The organism is Pseudonocardia humida, assembly GCF_023898865.1.
Taxonomy (GTDB): Bacteria; Actinomycetota; Actinomycetes; order Mycobacteriales; family Pseudonocardiaceae; genus Pseudonocardia; species Pseudonocardia humida.
In genome coordinates, this window is record NZ_JAGSOV010000037.1 from 88,168 (window position 1) to 106,857 (window position 18,690).

19 protein-coding genes are annotated in these 18,690 nt (G+C 75.1%); 9 read left to right on the forward strand and 10 right to left on the reverse strand.

Features of this window, described 5'->3' with window-relative positions:
- The first annotated feature begins 1 nt into the window (after position 1).
- The 3 genes from KDL28_RS17420 (at position 2) to KDL28_RS17430 (ending at position 3,085) form a co-directional block, all read left to right on the forward strand.
- The gene (locus tag KDL28_RS17420) at positions 2 to 790 is read left to right on the forward strand and encodes a glutaminyl-peptide cyclotransferase (protein WP_252439879.1); all 789 of its coding nucleotides are present in this window, start codon (positions 2 to 4) and stop codon (positions 788 to 790) included.
- 67 nt (positions 791 to 857) lie between these two features.
- Positions 858 to 2,588, forward strand: a complete 1,731-nt coding sequence (locus KDL28_RS17425) for an MFS transporter (RefSeq protein ID WP_252439880.1) — start codon at positions 858 to 860, stop codon at positions 2,586 to 2,588.
- A gap of 23 nt (positions 2,589 to 2,611) precedes the next feature.
- Positions 2,612 to 3,085, forward strand: coding sequence for a DUF2771 family protein (locus KDL28_RS17430; RefSeq protein WP_252439882.1), 474 nt, complete (start codon positions 2,612 to 2,614; stop codon positions 3,083 to 3,085).
- A gap of 143 nt (positions 3,086 to 3,228) precedes the next feature.
- Here the strand turns inward: KDL28_RS17430 and KDL28_RS17435 are convergent, their stop codons facing one another.
- From KDL28_RS17435 to KDL28_RS17445, 3 genes are all read right to left on the reverse strand, one after another.
- Positions 3,229 to 3,771, reverse strand: a complete 543-nt coding sequence (locus tag KDL28_RS17435; RefSeq protein WP_252439884.1) for an SMI1/KNR4 family protein — start codon at positions 3,769 to 3,771, stop codon at positions 3,229 to 3,231.
- A 6-nt stretch (positions 3,772 to 3,777) separates the two neighbouring features.
- The gene (locus KDL28_RS17440) at positions 3,778 to 4,164 is read right to left on the reverse strand and encodes a cold-shock protein (RefSeq protein WP_252439886.1); all 387 of its coding nucleotides are present in this window, start codon (positions 4,162 to 4,164) and stop codon (positions 3,778 to 3,780) included.
- Positions 4,165 to 4,402: 238 nt separating this feature from the next.
- A complete protein-coding gene (locus KDL28_RS17445; RefSeq protein ID WP_252439888.1) occupies positions 4,403 to 6,064 on the reverse strand; it encodes an AMP-binding protein in 1,662 nt (553 codons plus the stop codon).
- A 130-nt stretch (positions 6,065 to 6,194) separates the two neighbouring features.
- On the opposite strand from KDL28_RS17445, the gene serS reads away from it, so the two are divergent.
- Positions 6,195 to 7,466 carry a serine--tRNA ligase gene (gene serS, locus KDL28_RS17450; RefSeq protein WP_252439890.1) on the forward strand — a complete coding sequence of 424 codons (1,272 nt, stop codon included), beginning with the start codon at positions 6,195 to 6,197 and terminating at the stop codon, positions 7,464 to 7,466.
- 172 nt (positions 7,467 to 7,638) lie between these two features.
- Here the strand turns inward: serS and KDL28_RS17455 are convergent, their stop codons facing one another.
- Genes KDL28_RS17455 through KDL28_RS17475 form a run of 5 tightly spaced genes read right to left on the reverse strand, consistent with a single transcriptional unit; the run spans position 7,639 to position 11,926 of the window.
- Positions 7,639 to 8,775 carry a S8 family peptidase gene (locus KDL28_RS17455; RefSeq protein ID WP_252439892.1) on the reverse strand — a complete coding sequence of 379 codons (1,137 nt, stop codon included), beginning with the start codon at positions 8,773 to 8,775 and terminating at the stop codon, positions 7,639 to 7,641.
- A 10-nt stretch (positions 8,776 to 8,785) separates the two neighbouring features.
- Positions 8,786 to 9,949 (reverse strand): sulfate/molybdate ABC transporter ATP-binding protein, encoded by a 1,164-nt coding sequence (locus KDL28_RS17460; protein WP_252439894.1) that lies wholly within the window; start codon positions 9,947 to 9,949, stop codon positions 8,786 to 8,788.
- Entirely contained in the window at positions 9,946 to 10,764 is an 819-nt protein-coding gene (locus tag KDL28_RS17465; protein WP_252439895.1) for an ABC transporter permease, read from the reverse strand. The genes KDL28_RS17460 and KDL28_RS17465 overlap by 4 nt, the downstream gene beginning before the upstream one ends.
- Positions 10,761 to 11,525, reverse strand: coding sequence for a molybdate ABC transporter substrate-binding protein (gene modA, locus KDL28_RS17470; protein WP_252439897.1), 765 nt, complete (start codon positions 11,523 to 11,525; stop codon positions 10,761 to 10,763). Before modA ends, KDL28_RS17465 begins: the two co-directional genes overlap by 4 nt.
- A complete protein-coding gene (locus tag KDL28_RS17475) occupies positions 11,522 to 11,926 on the reverse strand; it encodes a TOBE domain-containing protein (RefSeq protein WP_252439898.1) in 405 nt (134 codons plus the stop codon). Before KDL28_RS17475 ends, modA begins: the two co-directional genes overlap by 4 nt.
- Before the next feature lie 68 nt (positions 11,927 to 11,994).
- On the opposite strand from KDL28_RS17475, the gene KDL28_RS17480 reads away from it, so the two are divergent.
- The 3 genes from KDL28_RS17480 to KDL28_RS17490 all read left to right on the forward strand — a co-directional run bounded on the left by KDL28_RS17480 (position 11,995) and on the right by KDL28_RS17490 (position 14,706).
- Positions 11,995 to 13,200, forward strand: coding sequence for an acyl-CoA dehydrogenase family protein (locus KDL28_RS17480; protein ID WP_252439899.1), 1,206 nt, complete (start codon positions 11,995 to 11,997; stop codon positions 13,198 to 13,200).
- Positions 13,201 to 13,377: 177 nt separating this feature from the next.
- Complete coding sequence (gene moaA, locus KDL28_RS17485) at positions 13,378 to 14,439, forward strand: GTP 3',8-cyclase MoaA (RefSeq protein WP_252439901.1); 1,062 nt, start codon at positions 13,378 to 13,380, stop codon at positions 14,437 to 14,439.
- 15 nt (positions 14,440 to 14,454) lie between these two features.
- The gene (locus tag KDL28_RS17490; RefSeq protein ID WP_305882216.1) at positions 14,455 to 14,706 is read left to right on the forward strand and encodes a MoaD/ThiS family protein; all 252 of its coding nucleotides are present in this window, start codon (positions 14,455 to 14,457) and stop codon (positions 14,704 to 14,706) included.
- Positions 14,707 to 14,713: 7 nt separating this feature from the next.
- On the opposite strand, the gene KDL28_RS17495 is transcribed toward KDL28_RS17490, so the two are convergent.
- Positions 14,714 to 15,580, reverse strand: a complete 867-nt coding sequence (locus KDL28_RS17495) for an aldo/keto reductase family oxidoreductase (RefSeq protein ID WP_252439904.1) — start codon at positions 15,578 to 15,580, stop codon at positions 14,714 to 14,716.
- A 126-nt stretch (positions 15,581 to 15,706) separates the two neighbouring features.
- Positions 15,707 to 16,714: a P1 family peptidase gene (locus KDL28_RS17500; RefSeq protein ID WP_252439905.1), complete on the reverse strand. Its 1,008-nt coding sequence runs from the start codon at positions 16,712 to 16,714 to the stop codon at positions 15,707 to 15,709.
- Between the two features lie 175 nt (positions 16,715 to 16,889).
- On the opposite strand from KDL28_RS17500, the gene KDL28_RS17505 reads away from it, so the two are divergent.
- Together KDL28_RS17505 and KDL28_RS17510 are read left to right on the forward strand one after the other, a co-directional pair.
- Positions 16,890 to 17,630 (forward strand): SDR family oxidoreductase, encoded by a 741-nt coding sequence (locus tag KDL28_RS17505; protein WP_252439906.1) that lies wholly within the window; start codon positions 16,890 to 16,892, stop codon positions 17,628 to 17,630.
- Between the two features lie 29 nt (positions 17,631 to 17,659).
- On the forward strand, positions 17,660 to 18,673 hold the full coding sequence (locus KDL28_RS17510; RefSeq protein WP_252439908.1) for an RNA polymerase subunit sigma-70: 1,014 nt from the start codon (positions 17,660 to 17,662) through the stop codon (positions 18,671 to 18,673).
- Positions 18,674 to 18,690 lie beyond the last annotated feature (17 nt).

An 18,690-nucleotide genomic window follows, 5' to 3' on the forward strand; every position in this document is an offset into this window, starting at 1 on the left:
CATGCCCGTCCGCCGCGCACTCCTCCGGGCGACCGGGCAGGCGATCGCCCTCGCCGCGGTGCTCTGCGGTTGCGCGGCGGCGCCCGACCCGGGCGGGGTGCCGGTGCTGCGCCCCGAGGTGCTGGCCGAGGTCCCGCACGACACCGCCGCCTTCACCCAGGGCTTCGAGTTCGACGGCGACGCGCTCTACGAGGGCACCGGCCTGGCGGGGCTCTCGCAGCTGCGCGAGCTCGACCCGGCGACCGGCGACGTCCGCCGCTCGGTCCCGGTGCCCGACGGGATGTTCGGCGAGGGCATCACCGTCGTCGACGACCGCATCTGGCAGCTGACCTGGCGGGACGGCGTGGCCATCGAGTGGGACAAGGCGACGTTCGCGTTGCGGCGCGAGGTCGCGGTCGACGGCGAGGGCTGGGGCCTGTGCCGCGACGGCGACCGCCTGGTCCGCAGCGACGGCACCGACCGGCTGCGCTTCCACGACCCGGCGACCTTCGCCGAGACCGGCTCGGTCGCCGTCACCCGCGACGGCGCCCCGGTGGACGAGCTCAACGAGCTGGAGTGCGTCGACGGGCGGGTGTGGGCCAACGTCTGGCAGAGCGACGAGATCGTCCGGATCGACCCCGCCGACGGGGTCGTCGACGCCGTGGTGGACGCGACCGGGCTGCTGCCCGACGACCGCAGGGACGGGGCGGACGTGCTCAACGGCATCGCCCACGCCGGCGGCGACGAGTACCTGCTGACCGGCAAGCTCTGGCCGACCGCGTTCCGCGTCCGGCTCGACCCGCCCGGGTGAGCGGGCGCCCCGTCCGGGTCGTCCGGAGCGGACGCCGCGACGCCCCGCGATGGGTCAGAATGGGAGGGTGGCCCGATCCGAGTCCTCCTGGCGCGACCGCGGTCGTCGCGAGGGGCGCCGGGGCCGGGCCGAGGACGAGCCGGACGCGCCGGAGCACCCGCGGAGCCGACCACCGCAGAGGCCACAGCAGAGGACCCCGCCGCTGAACGCCGAGCCGCCCGCTCCGGACCCGTACCAGCCGCGACGGCGCTACCCCTGGCACGACGACCCCGACTACGACCCGTCCGCGCACCGCCGCACGCCCCCGGCCACCACCAAGTGGGTGCCGCCCGTGCCGGCGGCCAGGGTCGCGCCACCACCGCCCGCGCCGCCACCGGTGAGGGAGCCGGAGGAGGCCGTCCCGGCCGCGTCGGCGCCGGCGGACACCCCGACCGGGATGCGCGTGCCCCGCAAGCTCACCGTGACCAGGGTCGCCGCCCTGCGCGGGCGCGAGCTGACCGGCAAGGGGATCGCCGCGTTCCGCCGCGCGGCCACCGCCGACGGCGCCGACCGCTCCGGGCTCACGGCGCTCACCTACGCCACGATGATGACCTACGCGGTGGACGCCGCGGTCGCCGTCGCGCTGGCCAACACCCTGTTCTTCGCCGCGGCCACCGCCGAGTCCAAGACCAACGTCGCGCTCTACCTCGCGATCACGGTGGCCCCGTTCGCCCTGGTGGCGCCGGTCATCGGCCCCATGCTCGACCGCATCCAGCGCGGCAGGCGGGCGGCGCTGGCCGTGTCGTTCGCCGGGCGGGCGGCGCTGGCGCTGGTGCTGGCGCTCAACTACGACTCCTGGCTGCTCTACCCGTGCGCGCTGGGCATGCTCGTGCTCAGCAAGTCGTTCGTGGTGCTCAAGGCCGCGGTCACGCCCCGGGTGCTGCCCCCGGAGATCACGCTGACCATCACCAACTCCCGGCTCAACGCGTTCGGGCTGGCCGCCGGGGCGGTCGGCGGCGGGCTCGCGGCCGGCGTGGCCTTCTTCGCCGACTCCCCCGGCGCGCTGGTCTACACCGCCGTGCTCTCGATCGCCGGCGCGTGGCTCTGCCTGCGGATACCGCGCTGGGTGGAGTCCACGGCGGGCGAGGTCCCGGCCGCGCTTCGCAGCACGAGCCGCAAGAAGCGGCCGATGGTGAGCCACGCGGTGGCCGTGGCGCTGTGGGGCAACGGCTCGATCCGCATCCTCACCGGCTTCCTGACCCTGTTCGTGGCGTTCGTGGTCAAGGGCGCGGGCGAGGCCGAGGCGGCCGCGGCCGGGCTGCCCGCGCCGGACGCCTCCCAGCAGCTGCTCCTGATCGGCATCGTCGGCGCCGCCGCGGGCCTCGGCTCGTTCGTCGGCAACGCCGCGGGCGCTCGGGCCCGCTTCGCCCGCGTCGACGGGGTGATCCTGTCCTGCATCGGGGCGTGCGTCGCGGTCGCCACGCTCGCCGCGGTCGTCCCCGGGATCGCCACGGCGGCGGTGGTCGGGCTGGTCGCGGCGACGGCGAGCGCGCTGGCCAAGGTCTGCCTGGACGCGGTGATCCAGCGCGACCTGCCGGAGGAGTCCCGGGCGTCGGCGTTCGGCCGGTCGGAGACGGTGCTGCAGCTGGCGTGGGTGTTCGGCGGCGTCGTCGGCGTGCTGCTGCCGCACGACACCTACTGGCTCGGCTTCACCGTGGTGGCCGCGCTGGTGGCGGTCTCCGGGACGCAGACGGCGCTGGTCACCAAGGGGAAGTCGATGCTGCCGCGGCGGCGCAAGGCCGCCGCCCCGGTGCGGTGAGCGGGCGGCCTACCCTGGTCGCCGTGCCCCGCCGGACCGCCATCGTCGCCGCGCTGGCGACCGGCCTGCTGGCCACGGCCTGCGCCGACGCCCCGCCCCCGCAGGTCACCTTCGCCGCCGGGACGGCCAGTGTCACCGCCGCGCCCACCCAGTACTGCGACATCGACCTGAGCGAGTGCGCGGAGCCGGGCGCCCCGGCCGAGCTGGCCGTCCCGGGGGGCACGGCGTTGCAGATCACCGTGCCCGACGAGGTCGCCGACGCCCCGTGGCACGTCGTGTTCAGCTACCGCGACGACACCGGTCAGCAGGTCGACGAGCGCAGCAGGCTGTTCGCCCCCGACACCGGCAGCGGCTACACCCTGCAGCTGCCCACCCCGACCGCGCAGCTGCTGGAGGCGCAGGTGCAGCAGTTCGGCCCGGCCCCGCAGATGGACCCGCAGACCCAGGAGATCCAGTTCCCGGTGCGGGCCAGCTGGGTGGTCCGCACCGGGGCCTGACCCCCCGCTGCACCCGATCGGCCCCGTGGCCGCGCCCGGTTCTACGGCGTGAGATGTAGCTGGTGGGGCTCGGCGGCGCGTTCGAGCCCCATGAGGTTCATGTCGAGCGCTGTTGATCATCGGGCGACCCTGTCGGACCCACCTCAGAGCGCGTGCAGCCAGTCCCCGTACCAGCGGTCGAAGCCGGGACCGGGGGTGAGCCCGGCGGCGGAGCAGCGGTCGTCGAACCACACCTGGCCGCGGGCGGGGCCGGTGACGACCAGGCGGTACAGCGCCCCGCAGCCGAAGTGGCAGACGACCAGCGAACCGGTGGTGCGGCCGTCGGCGCTGTACTCCTGCTCGCTCATGGTCCCCGCCGGGTTCCACGCCTCGGTGTGCGGGAAGGACGTGGCCAGGTGGCCGGGCAGCTCCCGCTCGGCCAGGTCGACGGGCTCCATGCCGCTCCCGTCCAGGGGGTACAGGCCGTAGTGCGGCCCGGCGCCGCAGGAGCCGACCTCCAGCAGGAAGCGGCGGTACTCCGTCGGCAGCACCACGGCGTGCCGCGCCTCGAAGGCCGCGACAGCGGCCCCGTCCAGCGGGGGCCGCAGCGCGTAGTGGTGCTCGGCGGCACCGAAGCGGCGCAGGCCGGGATCGCCGGCGCGGGCCGCGGCCAGTCGGGCGCGGACGTCGATCGCGGATCGCGTCACGAGCCCTCAGCCGTCCAGGTCGCGGGCGACGGCCCGGACGACCTCGGCGGCCAGCTTGGCGGTCTTGCGGTCGGGGTAGCGGCCGCGGCGCAGGTCGGGCTGCACCTTCGTCTCCAGCAGCCGGATCATGTCCTCGATCAGGCTGTGCAGGTCCTCCGCGGGGCGCCGCGCGGCCTCCACCACCGACGGCGGCGCGTCGACCAGGCGCACCGACAGCGCCTGCGGCCCCCGCCTGCCCTCGGCCATGCCGAACTCCACGCGCTGCCCCGGCTTGAGCCCCTCGACCCCGGCCGGCAGCGCGGCCTTGCGGACGTAGACGTCCTGGCCCCCGTCCTGGGCGAGGAACCCGAAGCCCTTTTCGGCGTCGTACCACTTGACCCTGCCGGTCGGCACCCTGTTCACCCGTTCCTCGCTCGAACCCCGCGCCATGCGGGCCTTCGTGGACCACACGACGAACGCGTCCTGATGCCTCGGGCCATCGCACCTGCCCGTCGAGCTGCACCGGGACGCGTCGCGCAAGCGTAGACCGAGCGTCCACCCCTGCGCAGCCGTCTAACCGGCCCATCGGCGCTCGGCATTTCCGTGCACCGGGCACGGGACCCGCGTCGGCGGGACGGAGCACCCGGGGCCGTCAGGCGTTGCGGACCCTCGCGGCCTCGCGCAGGTCGAGCAGGTCGACGCTCTTCTCCCGCATCTCGACCTTGCGCACCTTCCCGGTGACGGTCATCGGGAACTCGTCGACCACCAGCACGTACCGGGGGATCTTGTAGTGCGCCAGCTTGCCGGTGGCGAACTCGCGCACCGCCTCCGCGGTCAGCTCCGGCGCGCCGGGGCGCAGGGTCACCCAGGCGCACAGCTCCTCGCCGTACTTGACGTCGGGCACGCCGATGACCTGGGCGTCGAGGATGTCGGGGTGGGTGTAGAGGAACTCCTCGATCTCGCGCGGGTACACGTTCTCGCCGCCCCGGATGACCATGTCCTTGATCCGGCCGGTGATGTTGATGTAGCCGTCGGCGTCCATCACCCCCAGGTCGCCGGTGTGCATCCAGCGGGCCCGGTCGATGGCCTCGGCGGTCTTCTCCGGCTCGTCCCAGTAGCCCAGCATCACCGAGTAGCCGCGGGTGCAGAGCTCGCCCGGCTCGCCGCGGGGCAGCGTCAGCCCGGTCGCCGGGTCCACGATCTTCGACTCGACGTGCGGGTGCACCCGCCCGACGGTCGACACCCGGCGCTCCAGCTCGTCGTCGGCGCCCGTCTGGGTGGAGACCGGGGACGTCTCGGTCATGCCGTAGCAGATGGTCACCTCGGTCATGCCCATCCGCTCGACGACCTGCTTCATCACCTCGACCGGGCACGGCGAGCCGGCCATGATCCCGGTGCGCAGGGAGGACAGGTCATAGGACTCGAAGTCGGGGTCGTTGAGCTCGGCGATGAACATCGTCGGCACCCCGTACAGCGACGTGCAGCGCTCCGCGGCCACCGTCGCCAGGGTCGCCTTCGGGTCGAAGCCCTGCGCGGGGATGACCATCGTGGCCCCGTGCGAGGTGCACGCCAGGTTGCCCATGACCATGCCGAAGCAGTGGTAGAAGGGCACCGGGATGCAGACCCTGTCCTCGTGGGTGTACCCGCAGCCCCGGCCCACGAAGTAGCCGTTGTTGAGGATGTTGTGGTGGCTGAGGGTGGCGCCCTTGGGGAAGCCGGTGGTGCCCGAGGTGTACTGGATGTTGATCGGGTCGTCCGGGCTGAGCTCGCCCTGGCGGCGGGCCAGCTCCGCGGCGTCCCCGCCGCGGCCCGACTCCACCAGCGCGTCCCAGTCGGGGGTGCCGATGAGCACCACCCGGCGCAGCGCCGCGCAGTTCCCCCGGACCTGCTCGATCATCCCCGCGTAGTCCGAGGTCTTGAACGACGGAGCGGCCACCAGCAGCGAGATGCCGGCCTGCTTGAGCACGTACTCCAGCTCGTGGGTCCGGTACGCCGGGTTGATGTTGACCAGGATCGCGCCGATCTTGGCCGTGGCGTACTGGGTCAGCGTCCACTCGGCCTGGTTCGGCGCCCAGATGCCGACCCGGTCGCCCTTCTCCACGCCCGCCGCCACCAGCCCGAGCGCCACCGCGTCGACGTCGTCGCGCAGCTGCCGGTAGGTCCAGCGACGGCCCGTGGCCGCTTCGACCATGGCCTCACCGTCGCCGTGGGCGGCGACCGTGCGGTCGAAGTTGTCGCCGATCGTGTCGCCGAGCAGGGGGACGTCCGACACCCCGGACGCGTACGACGGGACCGAGGGAGCGGTTGGGGACACGGCAGCGGGCCTCTCGTCACTCGATGTGCTTCCGCCCACATCCTGCGACGATCACCCGCCGCCCCGCTACCTCCCGATGGGGAGGGGCACGGCCGCGATACCGCTGGCGCGCCCCCGATACCCTGGGGCGATGCACGATCCCCGTGTCCTGCTCGATCCCGCGACCGACGCCGTCCGCAAGCTGGCCCGCCGGGGCTACTCGCTGGACCTCGGCTCCCTGGAGAAGCTGCTCTCCGGGCGCAACGCGGCGATCCAGCGCGGCGACGAGGCCCGTGCCGAGGCCAAGCGCGTGGCCACCGCGGTCAAGGGCGCCGACCCCGACGAGCGCGCCGCACTGGTCGAGCGGGCCCGCGACCTGAAGGCCGTGGTCGGCGCCGCCGAGCAGGAGCACAAGGCGCTCGACGCCGAGCTCACCGCGCTGCTGCTGGACGTGCCCAACCTGCCCCTCGACGAGGTGCCCGACGGGGCCAGCGACGACGACGCCGAGCTCGTGCGCACGTGGGGCGAGCCGCCCGCGCTCGACTTCACCCCGCTCGACCACGTCGACCTCGGCGACCGGCTGGGCATCCTCGACCTGCCCCGGGCCACCAAGCTGGCCGGCCCACGGTTCGCCGTGCTGCGCGGGCGCGGCGCGGCGCTGGAGCGCGCCCTCGCCCGCTACTTCCTCGACCTCGCCACCGAACGCCACGGCTACACCGAGTACTCGGTGCCCACCCTGGTCAACCGCACCTCGATGACCGGCACCGGGCAGCTGCCCAAGTTCGAGCAGGACCTGTTCAAGACCGGGGTCGACGAGCGCGAGCTCTTCCTCATCCCCACCGCCGAGGTCCCGCTGACCAACCTGCACGCGCAGGAGACCCTGGCCACCGAGACACTCCCGCTGGCCTACACCGCGCACACGCCCTGCTTCCGCTCGGAGGCCGGCTCGTACGGCAAGGACACCCGCGGCCTGATCCGCATGCACGAGTTCTCGAAGGTCGAGCTCGTCCGCGTGGTCGACTCCACCACCACCCGCGACGAGCTGGAGGTCCTCGTCGGGCACGCCGAAGCCGTGCTGCAGGGCCTCGGCCTGGCCTACCGGGTCGTCAAGCTGGCCGCGGGCGACCTCGGCTTCTCGGCCCAGATCACCTACGACCTCGAGGTGTGGCTGCCCGGCCAGCAGAAGTACCGCGAGATCGCCTCGGCCTCGGACTTCGGCACCTTCCAGGCCCGCCGGGCCGCCATCCGCACCAGGTCCAAGGACGGCACCCGCGGCTTCGCCGGCACCCTGAACAGCTCGGGCCTGCCCATCGGCCGCACCATGGTCGCACTGCTGGAGCAGGGCCAGCAGGCCGACGGCTCGGTCGTCATCCCCGAGGCCCTCGTCCCCTACACGGGCTTCGACCGCCTCACCCCCGCCTGACCCGCGCTCCGGACCCTCACCCGCCCGGCCCCGTGTCAGGAAAGCCACTTTGCAGACGCCTGGCGTCCGGAAAGTGGCTTTCCTGACGTCCGGGGGTTGGTGGCCGGCGCCTCCTGTGGGTTCAGGAAGGCCACGACGGGGAGGGGGCGGAGCGGGGTGAGGGTCGGGGTGGTCAGAGGCCGGCGGTGTGCAGGAGGCGGTTGGCGGGGCCGGGGGCGTCGGCGACGACGTCGGGGGTGGCGTTGTCGATCAGCCAGCGCTCCAGCACCGCGCTCGGCGCGTCGCCGAAGGCCTGCCTGTGCAGGGCGGCCACGCCGGCCACGTGCGGGGCCGCCATGGAGGTGCCGGTCCAGCTGGCCGTGCCGCCGCCTGCCGCCGTCGAGACGATGGAGGTGCCGGGGGCGTAGAGGTCGACGCAGGACCCGGTCGAGGACGTGGGTTCGCGCCGGTCCTCGATCGTGGAGTTGGCCACCACCAGCACACCGGGGACGGAGCGCGGGGCCATGGCGCAGTCGTCGGTGCCGGTGTTGCCGGCCGACGCGGTGACCAGCACACCGCGCTCGACGAGACCGCGGACGGCGGCGTCGAGCGAATCGGACCGCCCGAAGCTCCACGACATCACCGCCACCGCCGGGCCGTCCAGGTCGCGGGCGACCCAGTCGATGCCGCCGATCAGCGAGGACAGGGTGCCGGCCCCGGCGCAGTCGAGCACCTTCACCGACTCCACGCGGGCACCGGGGGCGACGCCGTGGTCGCGGGAGGCGGCGATGCCGGCGACGATCGTGCCGTGGCCGTCGCAGTCGCCGCCGATGTCGTCGACGAGGTTGGCGCCGGTGGCGGCGCGGCCCTCGAACCCGGGGTGGGTGGTGTCGACGCCGGTGTCCAGGACGTAGATCGTCACCCCGGAGCCGTCGGCGGCGGTGCGGTAGTCGCCGTCGAGCGGCAGATGGCGCTGGTCGATGCGGTCGAGCCCCCAGCCGGCGGGGGCGGCGGGCGGGACCGGGGCGCTCGGGCCGTGGTCGGCCTCGCTCAGGACGGGGCGCGCCCCGTCGGGTTCGACGGCGAGCACGCCGTCGGTGGCCAGCAGGTGGTGCACCTGCCCGGCGGTGAGGTCGGCGACGAAGCCGGTCACGACGGAGCCGAACACCTGCCGCGGTCGCGCGCCGACCGCGTCCGCCGCCGCGGCGGCGGAGCCGGCGGTGGTGGTCCGGACGACGTAGCCGGCGGGGGCCGCGGGCGGCGGTGCGCACGCCGCGACGACCCCGACTCCGACGACCAGGGCGACGACGAGCAGTTGCGGGCGGCGCACGCGCAGCAAGTTACGGAGGCGTGGGCGACCGCGACAACGACACGATGGGGGCGCTTGGCCCGTGCCGTGCGGCGGGTACCCCGGCGGTCGCGGCGTGCACCCCGACCTCCGTCGCCTTGACGACGAACCACAGGTCAGCGCCGGGTTCGAGGGCCAGGTCGGCCACCGCGGCCGGGGTGACGTCGGCGGCCAGCCCGTCCACCCAGGACGGTCCGCCGGGGCGGGCCGCGGCCCGCAGCCGGACGACGTCGCCGTGCGGCTCCACCGCGGCCAGCCGCACGGCGAGCACGTTGCGCGGGCTGCCCTGGGGCGCGGCGGCGTAGACGGCGACCGCGGACGGCGGGAACACCGCGACCGCGGGCTCGCCCTCCACGAGCGCGGCGCCCCGCCCGGAGACGACCTGGCCGTCGGCGGTGCGCAGTCCGCCGGGGCAGGCCGTGCCGGGCACCAGGTCGAGGCCGGCGATCCGGGCGGTGAACGGGCTGCGCGGGTGGGCGACGACCTCCCGGGTGGGGCCCTGCTCGACGATGCGGCCCGCGGTCAGCACGACGACCCGGTCGGACAGCACGACGGCGTCCAGCGCGGAGTGCGTGACCAGCACGGCGGTCTGCCCGCTGCCGCGGATCACCCGGCGCAGCAGGGAGCGCATGGCCGGGGCGGCGTCGACGTCGAGCGCGGCCAGCGGCTCGTCGAGCAGCAGCAGCCCCGGCTCGGCGGCCAGTGCCCTGGCCAGCGCCACGCGCTGCTGCTGGCCGCCGGACAGCTGCGCGGGGCGGCGGTCGGCCAGCTCGGCGGCGTCGACGGCGGCGAGCAGGTCGCGCGCGGTGGCCTCGGCCTCCCGGCGGGGTCTGCCCCGGGAGCGCGGCCCGAAGGCCACGTTGGCCAGCGCGCTCAGGTGCGGGAACAGCAGGGCCTGCTGGGCCAGCAGGCCGACGCCGCGGCGGTGCGGCGGCACGTGCACGCCGGCGGCGGTGACGGTGCGGTCGCCGAGGCGGACGTGGGAGCCGGGGTCGGTCGGGCGCAGCAGGCCGGCGAGCACGGACAGCAGCGTGGACTTGCCGGCGCCGTTGGGCCCGAGCACGGCGAGCACCTCGCCGGGCTCGACGGACAGCCGCACGTCGAGCTCGAACCCGGGGCGGCTGACCACCACCCGCGCGTCCACCCCGGCGGTCATGCCAGCCCCTCCCCCGACCGCGGCCGGGCCACCGCGATCACGATCACGGCCACCACGACCAGCAGCAGCGACAGCGCCACGGCGGCGTCCACGTCGGTCTCCCGTTCCAGGTAGACCAGCAGCGGCAGGGTCCGGGTGGCGCCCTCCAGGCTGCCGGCGAACGCGATGGTCGCACCGAACTCGCCCAGGCAGCGGGCGAAGCCGAGGATCGCCCCGGACAGCAGCCCCGGCAGCACCAGCGGCACCGTCACCCGGCGGAACGCGTAGCCGGGGGCCGCGCCGAGGGTGGCCGCGACCGCCTCGTAGCGCTGCCCGGCCGTGCGCAGCGCACCTTCCACGCTGACCACCAGGAACGGCAGGGCGACGAAGGTCTGGGCCAGCACCACGGCGGCCGTGGTGAACGGGATGGTGATGCCGAACCACAGGTCCAGCTGGGCGCCGACCAGGCCCCGACGGCCCAGCAGGAACAGCAGCGCCAGCCCGCCCACCACCGGCGGCAGGACCAGCGGCAGCAGCACGATCGAGCGCAGGAACCGCATCCCGGGCAGCCTGCCCCGGGCCAGCACCACCGCCAGCGGCCCGCCCAGCAGGATGCACAGCGCCGTCGAGATCGCCGCGGTGATCAGCGACAGCCGCAGCGCGGACAGCGCGGCCTCGCTGAGCAGCAGCTCCGGGAGCCGCGCCCAGTCCACGCGCAGCGCCAGCCCGACGACCGGCAGCGCGATCAGCGCGAACCCGACGGCGGCGGGCACCCACAGCAGCGTGGGCAGCGCCACCGCCTGGGTGGCCCGGCGCCGGGAGGTGGTGTCGGTCACGGGGTGCCGAAGCCGGCGGCGGACAGCGCCTCCCTGCCCCGCTCGCCGGTCACCAGGTCCTGGAACTCCGCGGCCAGGCCGGCCTGCGGGGCGTCCTCGAGCACGACGATCGGGTAGTCGGTGACGGCCTGCGCGGCCTCCGGGAACGGGACGCCCTGCACGTCGGCGCCCGCGCCGGTGACGTCGGTGACGTCGGTGACGAAGACGAGCCCGGCGTCGGCGTCGCCGGAGGTCACCTTGCCCAGCGCGGACTTGACGTCGGGCTCCTCGCTGACCGGGCTCAGCATCACCCCGGTGGCCTCCTCGATCTTCTCCGCGGTGGCCCCGCAGGGCACCTGGGGCGCGCACACGACGACCTTGAGGTCGGGCCTGGCCAGGTCGGCGAAGGTGGCGATGCCCTTCGGGTTGCCGGGCGCGGTGGCGATCCGCAGCACGTTGGTGGCGAACACGGTGGGCGTGCCCGCGGCGGCGCCGGCGTCGGTGACGGTCTTCATGGTGGCCTCGCTGGCCGCGGCGAACACGTCGGCCGGGGCGCCGCTGGCTATCTGCTGGGCCAGGTCGGACGAGGCGCCGAAGTTGAACCTGACGGCGACCCCGGGGTGCTCGGCCTCGAACCGCTCGCCCAGCTCGGTGAAGGTCTCGGTGAGCGAGGCCGCGGCGAACACGGTCAGCTCCCCGGCGTCGGGGGCCGCGCCCCCCGAGGCGCACGCGGTGAGCAGCAACGCCGCACCTGCGGCGACGAGCACTGCGGACCCCCTCACGAGGTGCCCCCCGGCGTCTCCACCACGACGGTGGTCGACTTGATCACGGCCACGGCCAGCACACCCGGCTCCAGCCCGAGCTCCCCGACGGCCTCGGCCGACATCAGCGAGACGATCCGGTGCGGGCCGCACTGCATCTCCACCTGCGCCATCACCCGGTCGGTCAGCACCGCAGTGACCAGGCCGACCAGCCGGTTGCGCGCCGAGCTCTGCACCCCCGACGGGTCCGGCGGCACGCTGGCCTGCCGGCGGGCGAACGCGGCCAGCTCGGCCCCGTCGACGACCTTCCGGTTGGAGCCGTCGACCTGCACGGACAGCGTCCCGGCGTCGACCCAGCGGCGGACGGTGTCGTCGCTGACCCCGAGCAGCCGGGCGGCGTCAGCGATCCTGAATTGCGGCACGACGCCAAATCTAGTTCCGCATCTGCGAGTTCGGCCAGATGCCGGCGTCGTTGTGGTTTGCTGCGGGCGTGGACTTCGCACCCAGCGCCGCGGCCGACGACTACACCAAGCGCATGCGCGCGTTCCTGGACGAGAAGGTGCTCCCGGCCGAGGCCGGCTACGAGGCCTTCCGCGCCGAGCGCCGCGGCACCCCCCGGGAGTGGGACCTGCCCCCGGTCGTCGAGGAGCTGAAGAGCGAGGCCAGGGCCCGCGGCCTGTGGAACCTGTTCCTGCCGGCGATCTCCGGGCTGTCCAACCTGGAGTACGCCGCGGTCGCCGAGGTGTCCGGGTGGTCGCCGGTGATCGCCCCGGAGGCGATCAACTGCCAGGCCCCCGACACCGGCAACATGGAGACGCTGCACCTGTTCGGCACCCCCGAGCAGAAGCAGGAGTGGCTGGAGCCGCTGCTGGCCGGCGAGATCCGCTCGGCGTTCGCGATGACCGAGCCCGACGTGGCCTCCTCCGACGCCACCAACGTGCAGACCTCGATCCGCCGCGACGGCGACGACTACGTCATCAACGGCAAGAAGTGGTGGATCTCGGGCACCGCCGACCCCCGCTGCAGGATCTTCATCGTGATGGGCAAGACCGACCCGGACGCGCCCAAGCACCGCCAGCAGTCGATGGTGCTGGTCCCGCGCGACACCCCCGGCATGGAGATCGTCCGGCACCTGCCCACGTTCGGCTACCAGGACCAGCACGGGCACTCCGAGATCGCCTTCCACGACGTCCGGGTGCCGGCGACGAACCTGCTCGGCGAGGAGGGCGGCGGCTTCGCCATCGCCCAGGCCCGGCTGGGCCCCGGGCGCATCCACCACTGCATGCGCCTGATCGGGATGGCCGAGCGGTCCATCGACCTGATGGTGCGCCGCGCGCAGAACCGCGTCGCGTTCGGCCGGCCGCTGGCCGAGCAGGGCGTCGTGCGCGAGCAGATCGCGCAGTCCCGCATCGAGGTCGAGCAGGCCCGGCTGCTGGTGCTCAAGACGGCCTGGCTGATCGACAAGTACGGCGCGAAGGGCGCCGCGACCGAGATCGCCGCGATCAAGGTGATCGTCCCGCGGATCGCCTGCGCCGTGATCGACCGGGCGCTGCAGGTCCACGGCGGCGCCGGGATGAGCGACGACACCCCGCTGGCCTACTTCTACGTCTGGGCGCGCGCCCTGCGCCTGGCCGACGGCCCCGACGAGGTGCACCTGCGCACCGTCGCCCGCCAGGAGCTGGGCCGCCACACCTGAGCGGCGCCCCTGCGGAGAGCTGATCCTCTCCGCAGGGGGAGGCCGGACCGGTCACATCCACCCCTCGTGACGCGCTTCTGCGGCTCCGCTGCGCGATCGTCACCGCGGATGCGGAGGCGCTCGCCCTCCCGGGTCGCGAGCGGGTCGGAGATCGCCGAGCGCGGTTACGCTGGAGTCGTGACGGCTACCGAGCTCGGCCTCCCCGCGGTCCGTCGGACCGCTCCGCCGGACCCGAACCGCCCCGCCGACCCCCGACTCGTCGACACGTTCGGCCGGGTCGCGACCGATCTGCGCATCTCCCTCACCGACCGGTGCAACCTGCGGTGCACGTACTGCATGCCGGCCGAGGGCCTGGACTGGATGCCGAAGTCCGAGCAGCTCACCGACGACGAGCTGGTCCGGCTGATCACGATCGCGGTGCGCGACCTGGGGATCGAGGAGCTGCGGTTCACCGGCGGCGAGCCGCTGCTGCGCCGCGGGCTGGAGGAGCTGGTCGCGGCGTCGGCGGCGCTGCGGCCCCGCCCGGACATCTCGCTGACCACCAACGGCATCGGGCTGGCCCGCCGGGCCGAGGCGCTGGCCGCGGCCGGGGTCGACCGGCTCAACGTCTCGATGGACACGCTGCGCCAGGAGCGCTTCGCCACCATCACCCGCCGCGACCGGCTCGCCGACGTGCTCGACGGCATGGCCGCCGCCCGGGCCGCGGGCCTGAAGCCCATCAAGATCAACAGCGTGCTGCTGCGCGGCCAGAACGACGACGAGGCCGTCGACCTGCTGCGCTTCGCCGTCGACAACGGCTACGAGCTGCGGTTCATCGAGCAGATGCCGCTCGACGCCCAGCACGGCTGGGAGCGCACCGAGATGATCACCGCAGGGGAGATCCTCGAGCGGCTGCGCACCGGGTTCACCCTCACCCCCGACCCGACCGAGCGCGGCGGCGCCCCCGCCGAGCGCTGGCTGGTCGACGGCGGCCCGGCCGTGGTCGGGGTGATCGCCTCGGTCACCCGCCCCTTCTGCGGGGCCTGCGACCGCACCCGGCTCACCGCCGACGGCCAGATCCGCTCCTGCCTGTTCGCGCGCACCGAGACCGACCTGCGCGCCCTGCTGCGCGGCGGCGCGGGCGACGCCGAGATCGCTGACACCTGGCGGACCGCGATGTGGGGCAAGCTCGCCGGGCACGGCATCGACGAGCCCGGATTCCTGCAGCCCGACCGTCCGATGAGCGCGATCGGGGGCTGAGCGGGGATGGCCGGCATGACCGTCGTCGTGCGCTACTTCGCCGCCGCCCGGGCCGCGGCCGGCGTCGAGGAGGAGAAGGTGCGGGTCGGGGCGGGCGCCTCGATCGCCGACCTGCTCGACGCCGTGCGCGCCGAGCACGGGGCGGAGCTGGCCGAGGTCCTCGACCGGTGCAGCTACCTGCTCGACGAGGTCGCCGCCCGCGACCTGTCCGCCGCGCTGCACGACGGCGCCACCCTCGACGTCCTGCCCCCCTTCGCCGGCGGCTGACCGGCCGTCACGTGCCGATGGCGTCGAGTTCGGCCAGGGCGTCGGCGGGCAGGTCGAGTGCGGCGCCTGCGACGTTCTCGCGCAGGTGCTCGACCGAGGACGTGCCGGGGATCAGCAGCATGTTCGGCGAGCGCTGCAGCAACCAGGCCAGGGCCACCGCCATCGGGGTGGCGCCCAGCTCCCCGGCCACCTTGTGCAGGGCGTCGGACTGCAGCGGGGAGAAGCCGCCCAGCGGGAAGTACGGCACGAACGCGATGCCCTGCGCCGCGGTCAGGTCGACCAGGGCGTCGTCCTCGCGGCGGGCGATGTTGTAGAGGTTCTGCACGCAGACGATCGGGGCGATGGTCTGCGCCTCGGCCAACTGCTCCGCGTCGACGGTGCTGAGTCCGATGTGCTTGATCAGGCCCTGCTGCTGCAGCTCGGCCATGGCCTCGACCTGCGGGGCGATCGAGCCCGGCTCGGGGGCGTCGAACCCGCCCATCCGCAGGTTCACCACGTCCATCGCGTCCAGGCCGAGGCGGCGCAGGTTGTCGTGGACCTGGTCGCGCAGCTCCTCGGGGCTGCGCGCGGGCGGCCAGCCGCCCTGCTCGTCGCGGCGGGCGCCGACCTTGGTGACGATGTGCAGGTCGTCCGGATAGGGCGCGAGGGCCTCGCGGATGATCTCGTTGGTGACGTGCGGGCCGTAGTAGTCCGAGGTGTCGATGTGGGTGATGCCCAGCTCGACGACCTCGCGCAGCACGGCGACGGCGGCGGCGCGGTCCTCCGGCGGGCCGAACACACCGGGGCCGGCGAGCTGCATGGCGCCGTAGCCGAAGCGGGTCAGGTCGAGGTCGCCGACGCGGTAGGTGCCGCCGGGGAGCACGGGGGATGTCATGGTCTTCACCTTCCCGGCTCCCGCGGGTCCCGGGAGCCTGCGTCCACTGTGCTCCCGCGGCGCGGCCGCGGGGACGCCCCGATCATCCTGGGTCCGCCGGGACCAGGCTGCCCGGCCCGCGCGCGGTCAGGACAGCGCGGCCAGCTCGCGGTAGGAGCGGAACGTCCCGACCCCGGTGGTGACGGTCGTGGCCGCCAGCACGGCGTGCACCACGGCCCGGGCGACGACGTCGGCCGCGGCGGCCTGCAGGGCGATCAGCTGCGCCAGCTCGGGAGCGGGCCGGGCGGCGGTGGACAGCCCGAAGACCACGTCGCCGTCCAGGGCCGTGTGCACCGGCGAGAGGGCCCGGGCCAGCCCGTCCTGGCCCATGCCGGCCAGCCGGGCGCAGCCGGCCTTGTCGAGCGCCAGGTCGGTGGCCACGACGGCCAGCGTCGTCGCCGTGCCCAGGCGCGGCGGCGGCGCGGTGGACGCGGCGCGCAGGGCGTCGAGCCCGGCCGGGGTGACCGGCACGTCCGGGAACTCGCCGGGGTGCCCGAGCCGGGCCGCCCGCAGGGCTCCGGTGGCCGGGTCGACCGCGGACCCCGCCGCGTTGACCGCGGCCAGTGCGGCCACCACGGCCCCGCCCTCCAGCACCGCGCTGGCCGTCCCGATGCCGCCCTTGAGGCCGCCGACGAGCGCCCCGGTCCCGGCGCCGACGACGCCCTGGGCGACCGGCCCCCCAGCGGCGGCGTCGCACGCGGCGGCCCCCGTCTCCGGGGTCGGGCGGGCGGCCACGTCGCCCCCACGGCCCAGGTCGAACAACACGGCGGCGGGCACGATCGGCACCACGGCCCCGGGCACCGGGAAGCCGCGGCCGCGCGCCTCCAGCCAGCGCATGACGCCGTCGGCGGCGGCCAGGCCGAACGCGCTGCCGCCGCTGAGCACGATCGCGTGCACGCGCTGGACGGTGTTGCGCGGGTCGAGCAGGTCGGTCTCCCGGGTGCCGGGCGCGGCCCCGCGCACGTCGACGCCGGCGACCGCGCCGTCCGGAGGGGCCAGCACGACGGTCGTGCCGCTCAGGCCGCCCGCGACCTCCGCGTGCCCGACGGCGAGCCCGGGCACGTCGGTCACCGCGTTCTCCGCTCCGGTGCGCATCCGGACATCCTGCCGCCGCCCGCGGCCCGCGCCGGTGCGGCGTGACGGGGATCGCCCGGACGCGGCGGGGGTGTGACGCACACCACAGAAGAATGTGGGACGGTGGTGACGGGTTCCCGGGCCGGGGCTGGTCTCGATGCCCGACCCGACCCGACCAGCACCCCGGAGCCACCCCATGTCCGACCCCCACCAGACCGCCGTCGTCACCGGCGCCGGACGCGGCTTCGGCCGCGCCGTCGCGGCCGCGCTCGTCGCCGCGGGCACCCGCGTCGTCGGCATCGCCCGCAGCCGCGACGACCTGCGCGCCGCGGGCGACGAGCTCGGCGACCTCTTCACCGCGCTCGCGGCCGACGCCACCGACGAGGCCCTCGCCCGCGACGTGCTCCACGAGCACCGCCCCGACCTGCTCGTCCTCAACGCCGGGGCCGCGCCGCCGATGGCCCCGGTGCAGGAGCAGACCTGGGAGAGCTTCAGCCGCAACTGGCACACCGACACCCGACACGCGTTCGGCTGGACCCGGGCGGCGCTGCGCGAGCCGCTGGCGCCGGGCAGCGCGGTCGTGACCATGTCCAGCGGGGCCGCCCTGCACGGCTCCCCGCTCAGCGGCGGCTACGCCGGGGCCAAGGCCGCCGTGCGGCACCTGTCCCGGTACGCGGCAGGCGAGTCGGAGCGCGCCGGGCTGGGCATCCGGTTCGTCGCGCTGCTGCCGGGGATGACCCCGGCCGGGGGCGTCGGCGAGACCGGCGTCGTGGGCTACGCGGCGCGGCAGGGCGTCGACCGCGACACCTTCGTGCGGGCCATGCAGCCGGTGCTGACCGCGGAGCAGGTCGGCGAGGCGGTGCTCAAGGTCGCCGCGGACCCCGATGCGGCGCCCGAGTACCAGCTCGGCAGCGCCGGGCTGAGCCGGATCGGCTGAGGCGCCCGGTGGGTGGGACCGGTGCGGCCGTGTCCGACGCCGAGTTCGCCGGCCTGACCGGGCGGTTCCGGCCGGAGCTGCTCGCGCACTGCTACCGGATGCTCGGCTCGATCCACGACGCCGAGGACCTGGTCCAGGAGACCTACCTGCGGGCGTGGCGCGGGTTCGACCGGTTCGAGGGCCGCTCCTCGGTGCGGCGGTGGCTCTACCGGATCGCCACGACGGCCTGCCTGACCGCACTGGAGCGGCGCTCCCGTCGGCCGCTGCCCTCCGGGCTCGGCGCACCCGCGGACGACCACCGGGTGGCCGTGGCGCCCGGCGAGCCCGCGGTGCCCTGGCTCCAGCCCGTCCCCGACGCGCTGCTCGACGCCGACGATCCGGCCGCGGTCGCGGTGGGGCGGGCCGGGGTGCGGCTGGCGCTCATCGCCGCGCTCCAGCTGCTGCCCGCCCGGCAGCGGGCCGTGCTGACCCTGCGCGACGTGCTGGCGTTCCGGACGGCCGAGGTCGCCGAGATCATGGGCACGACGACCGCGGCCGTGGACAGCGCCCTGCGCCGCGCCCGGACCCGGCTGACCGCGGCCGGGACGGTGCCCGACGAGCTGGTCGAGCCGGCCGAGGGCACCCGCCGCGCCCTGCTCACCGCCTACGTCGACGCGTTCACCCGCGCCGACCCGGACGCGCTGGTCGACCTGCTGCGCGCCGACGTCGAGCTGGAGATGCCGCCGACCCCGACCTGGTTCACCGGCCGACCGGCCGTGGTCGGGTTCCTCGCCACCCGCGTCCTGCGCCGTCCCGACCAGTGGCGGCTGGTGCCCACCGGGGCCAACGGCCAACCCGCCGCCGTCGCCTACGAGCGCGCGGGCGACGGCCGCCACGTCGCGCACGGCGTGTTCGTCCTGACCGTGCTCGGCGACCGGATCTCCCGGATCACCGCGTTCAACGACCCGGACCTGGTGCCGGCCTTCGGCACGCGCCCGAGCTCGTCGACGACCACCCCGCGCACCGCCCCCACCACTGCGGGTGATCTTCCGGGGCGGCGCTGACCAGGCGATACGGGGTT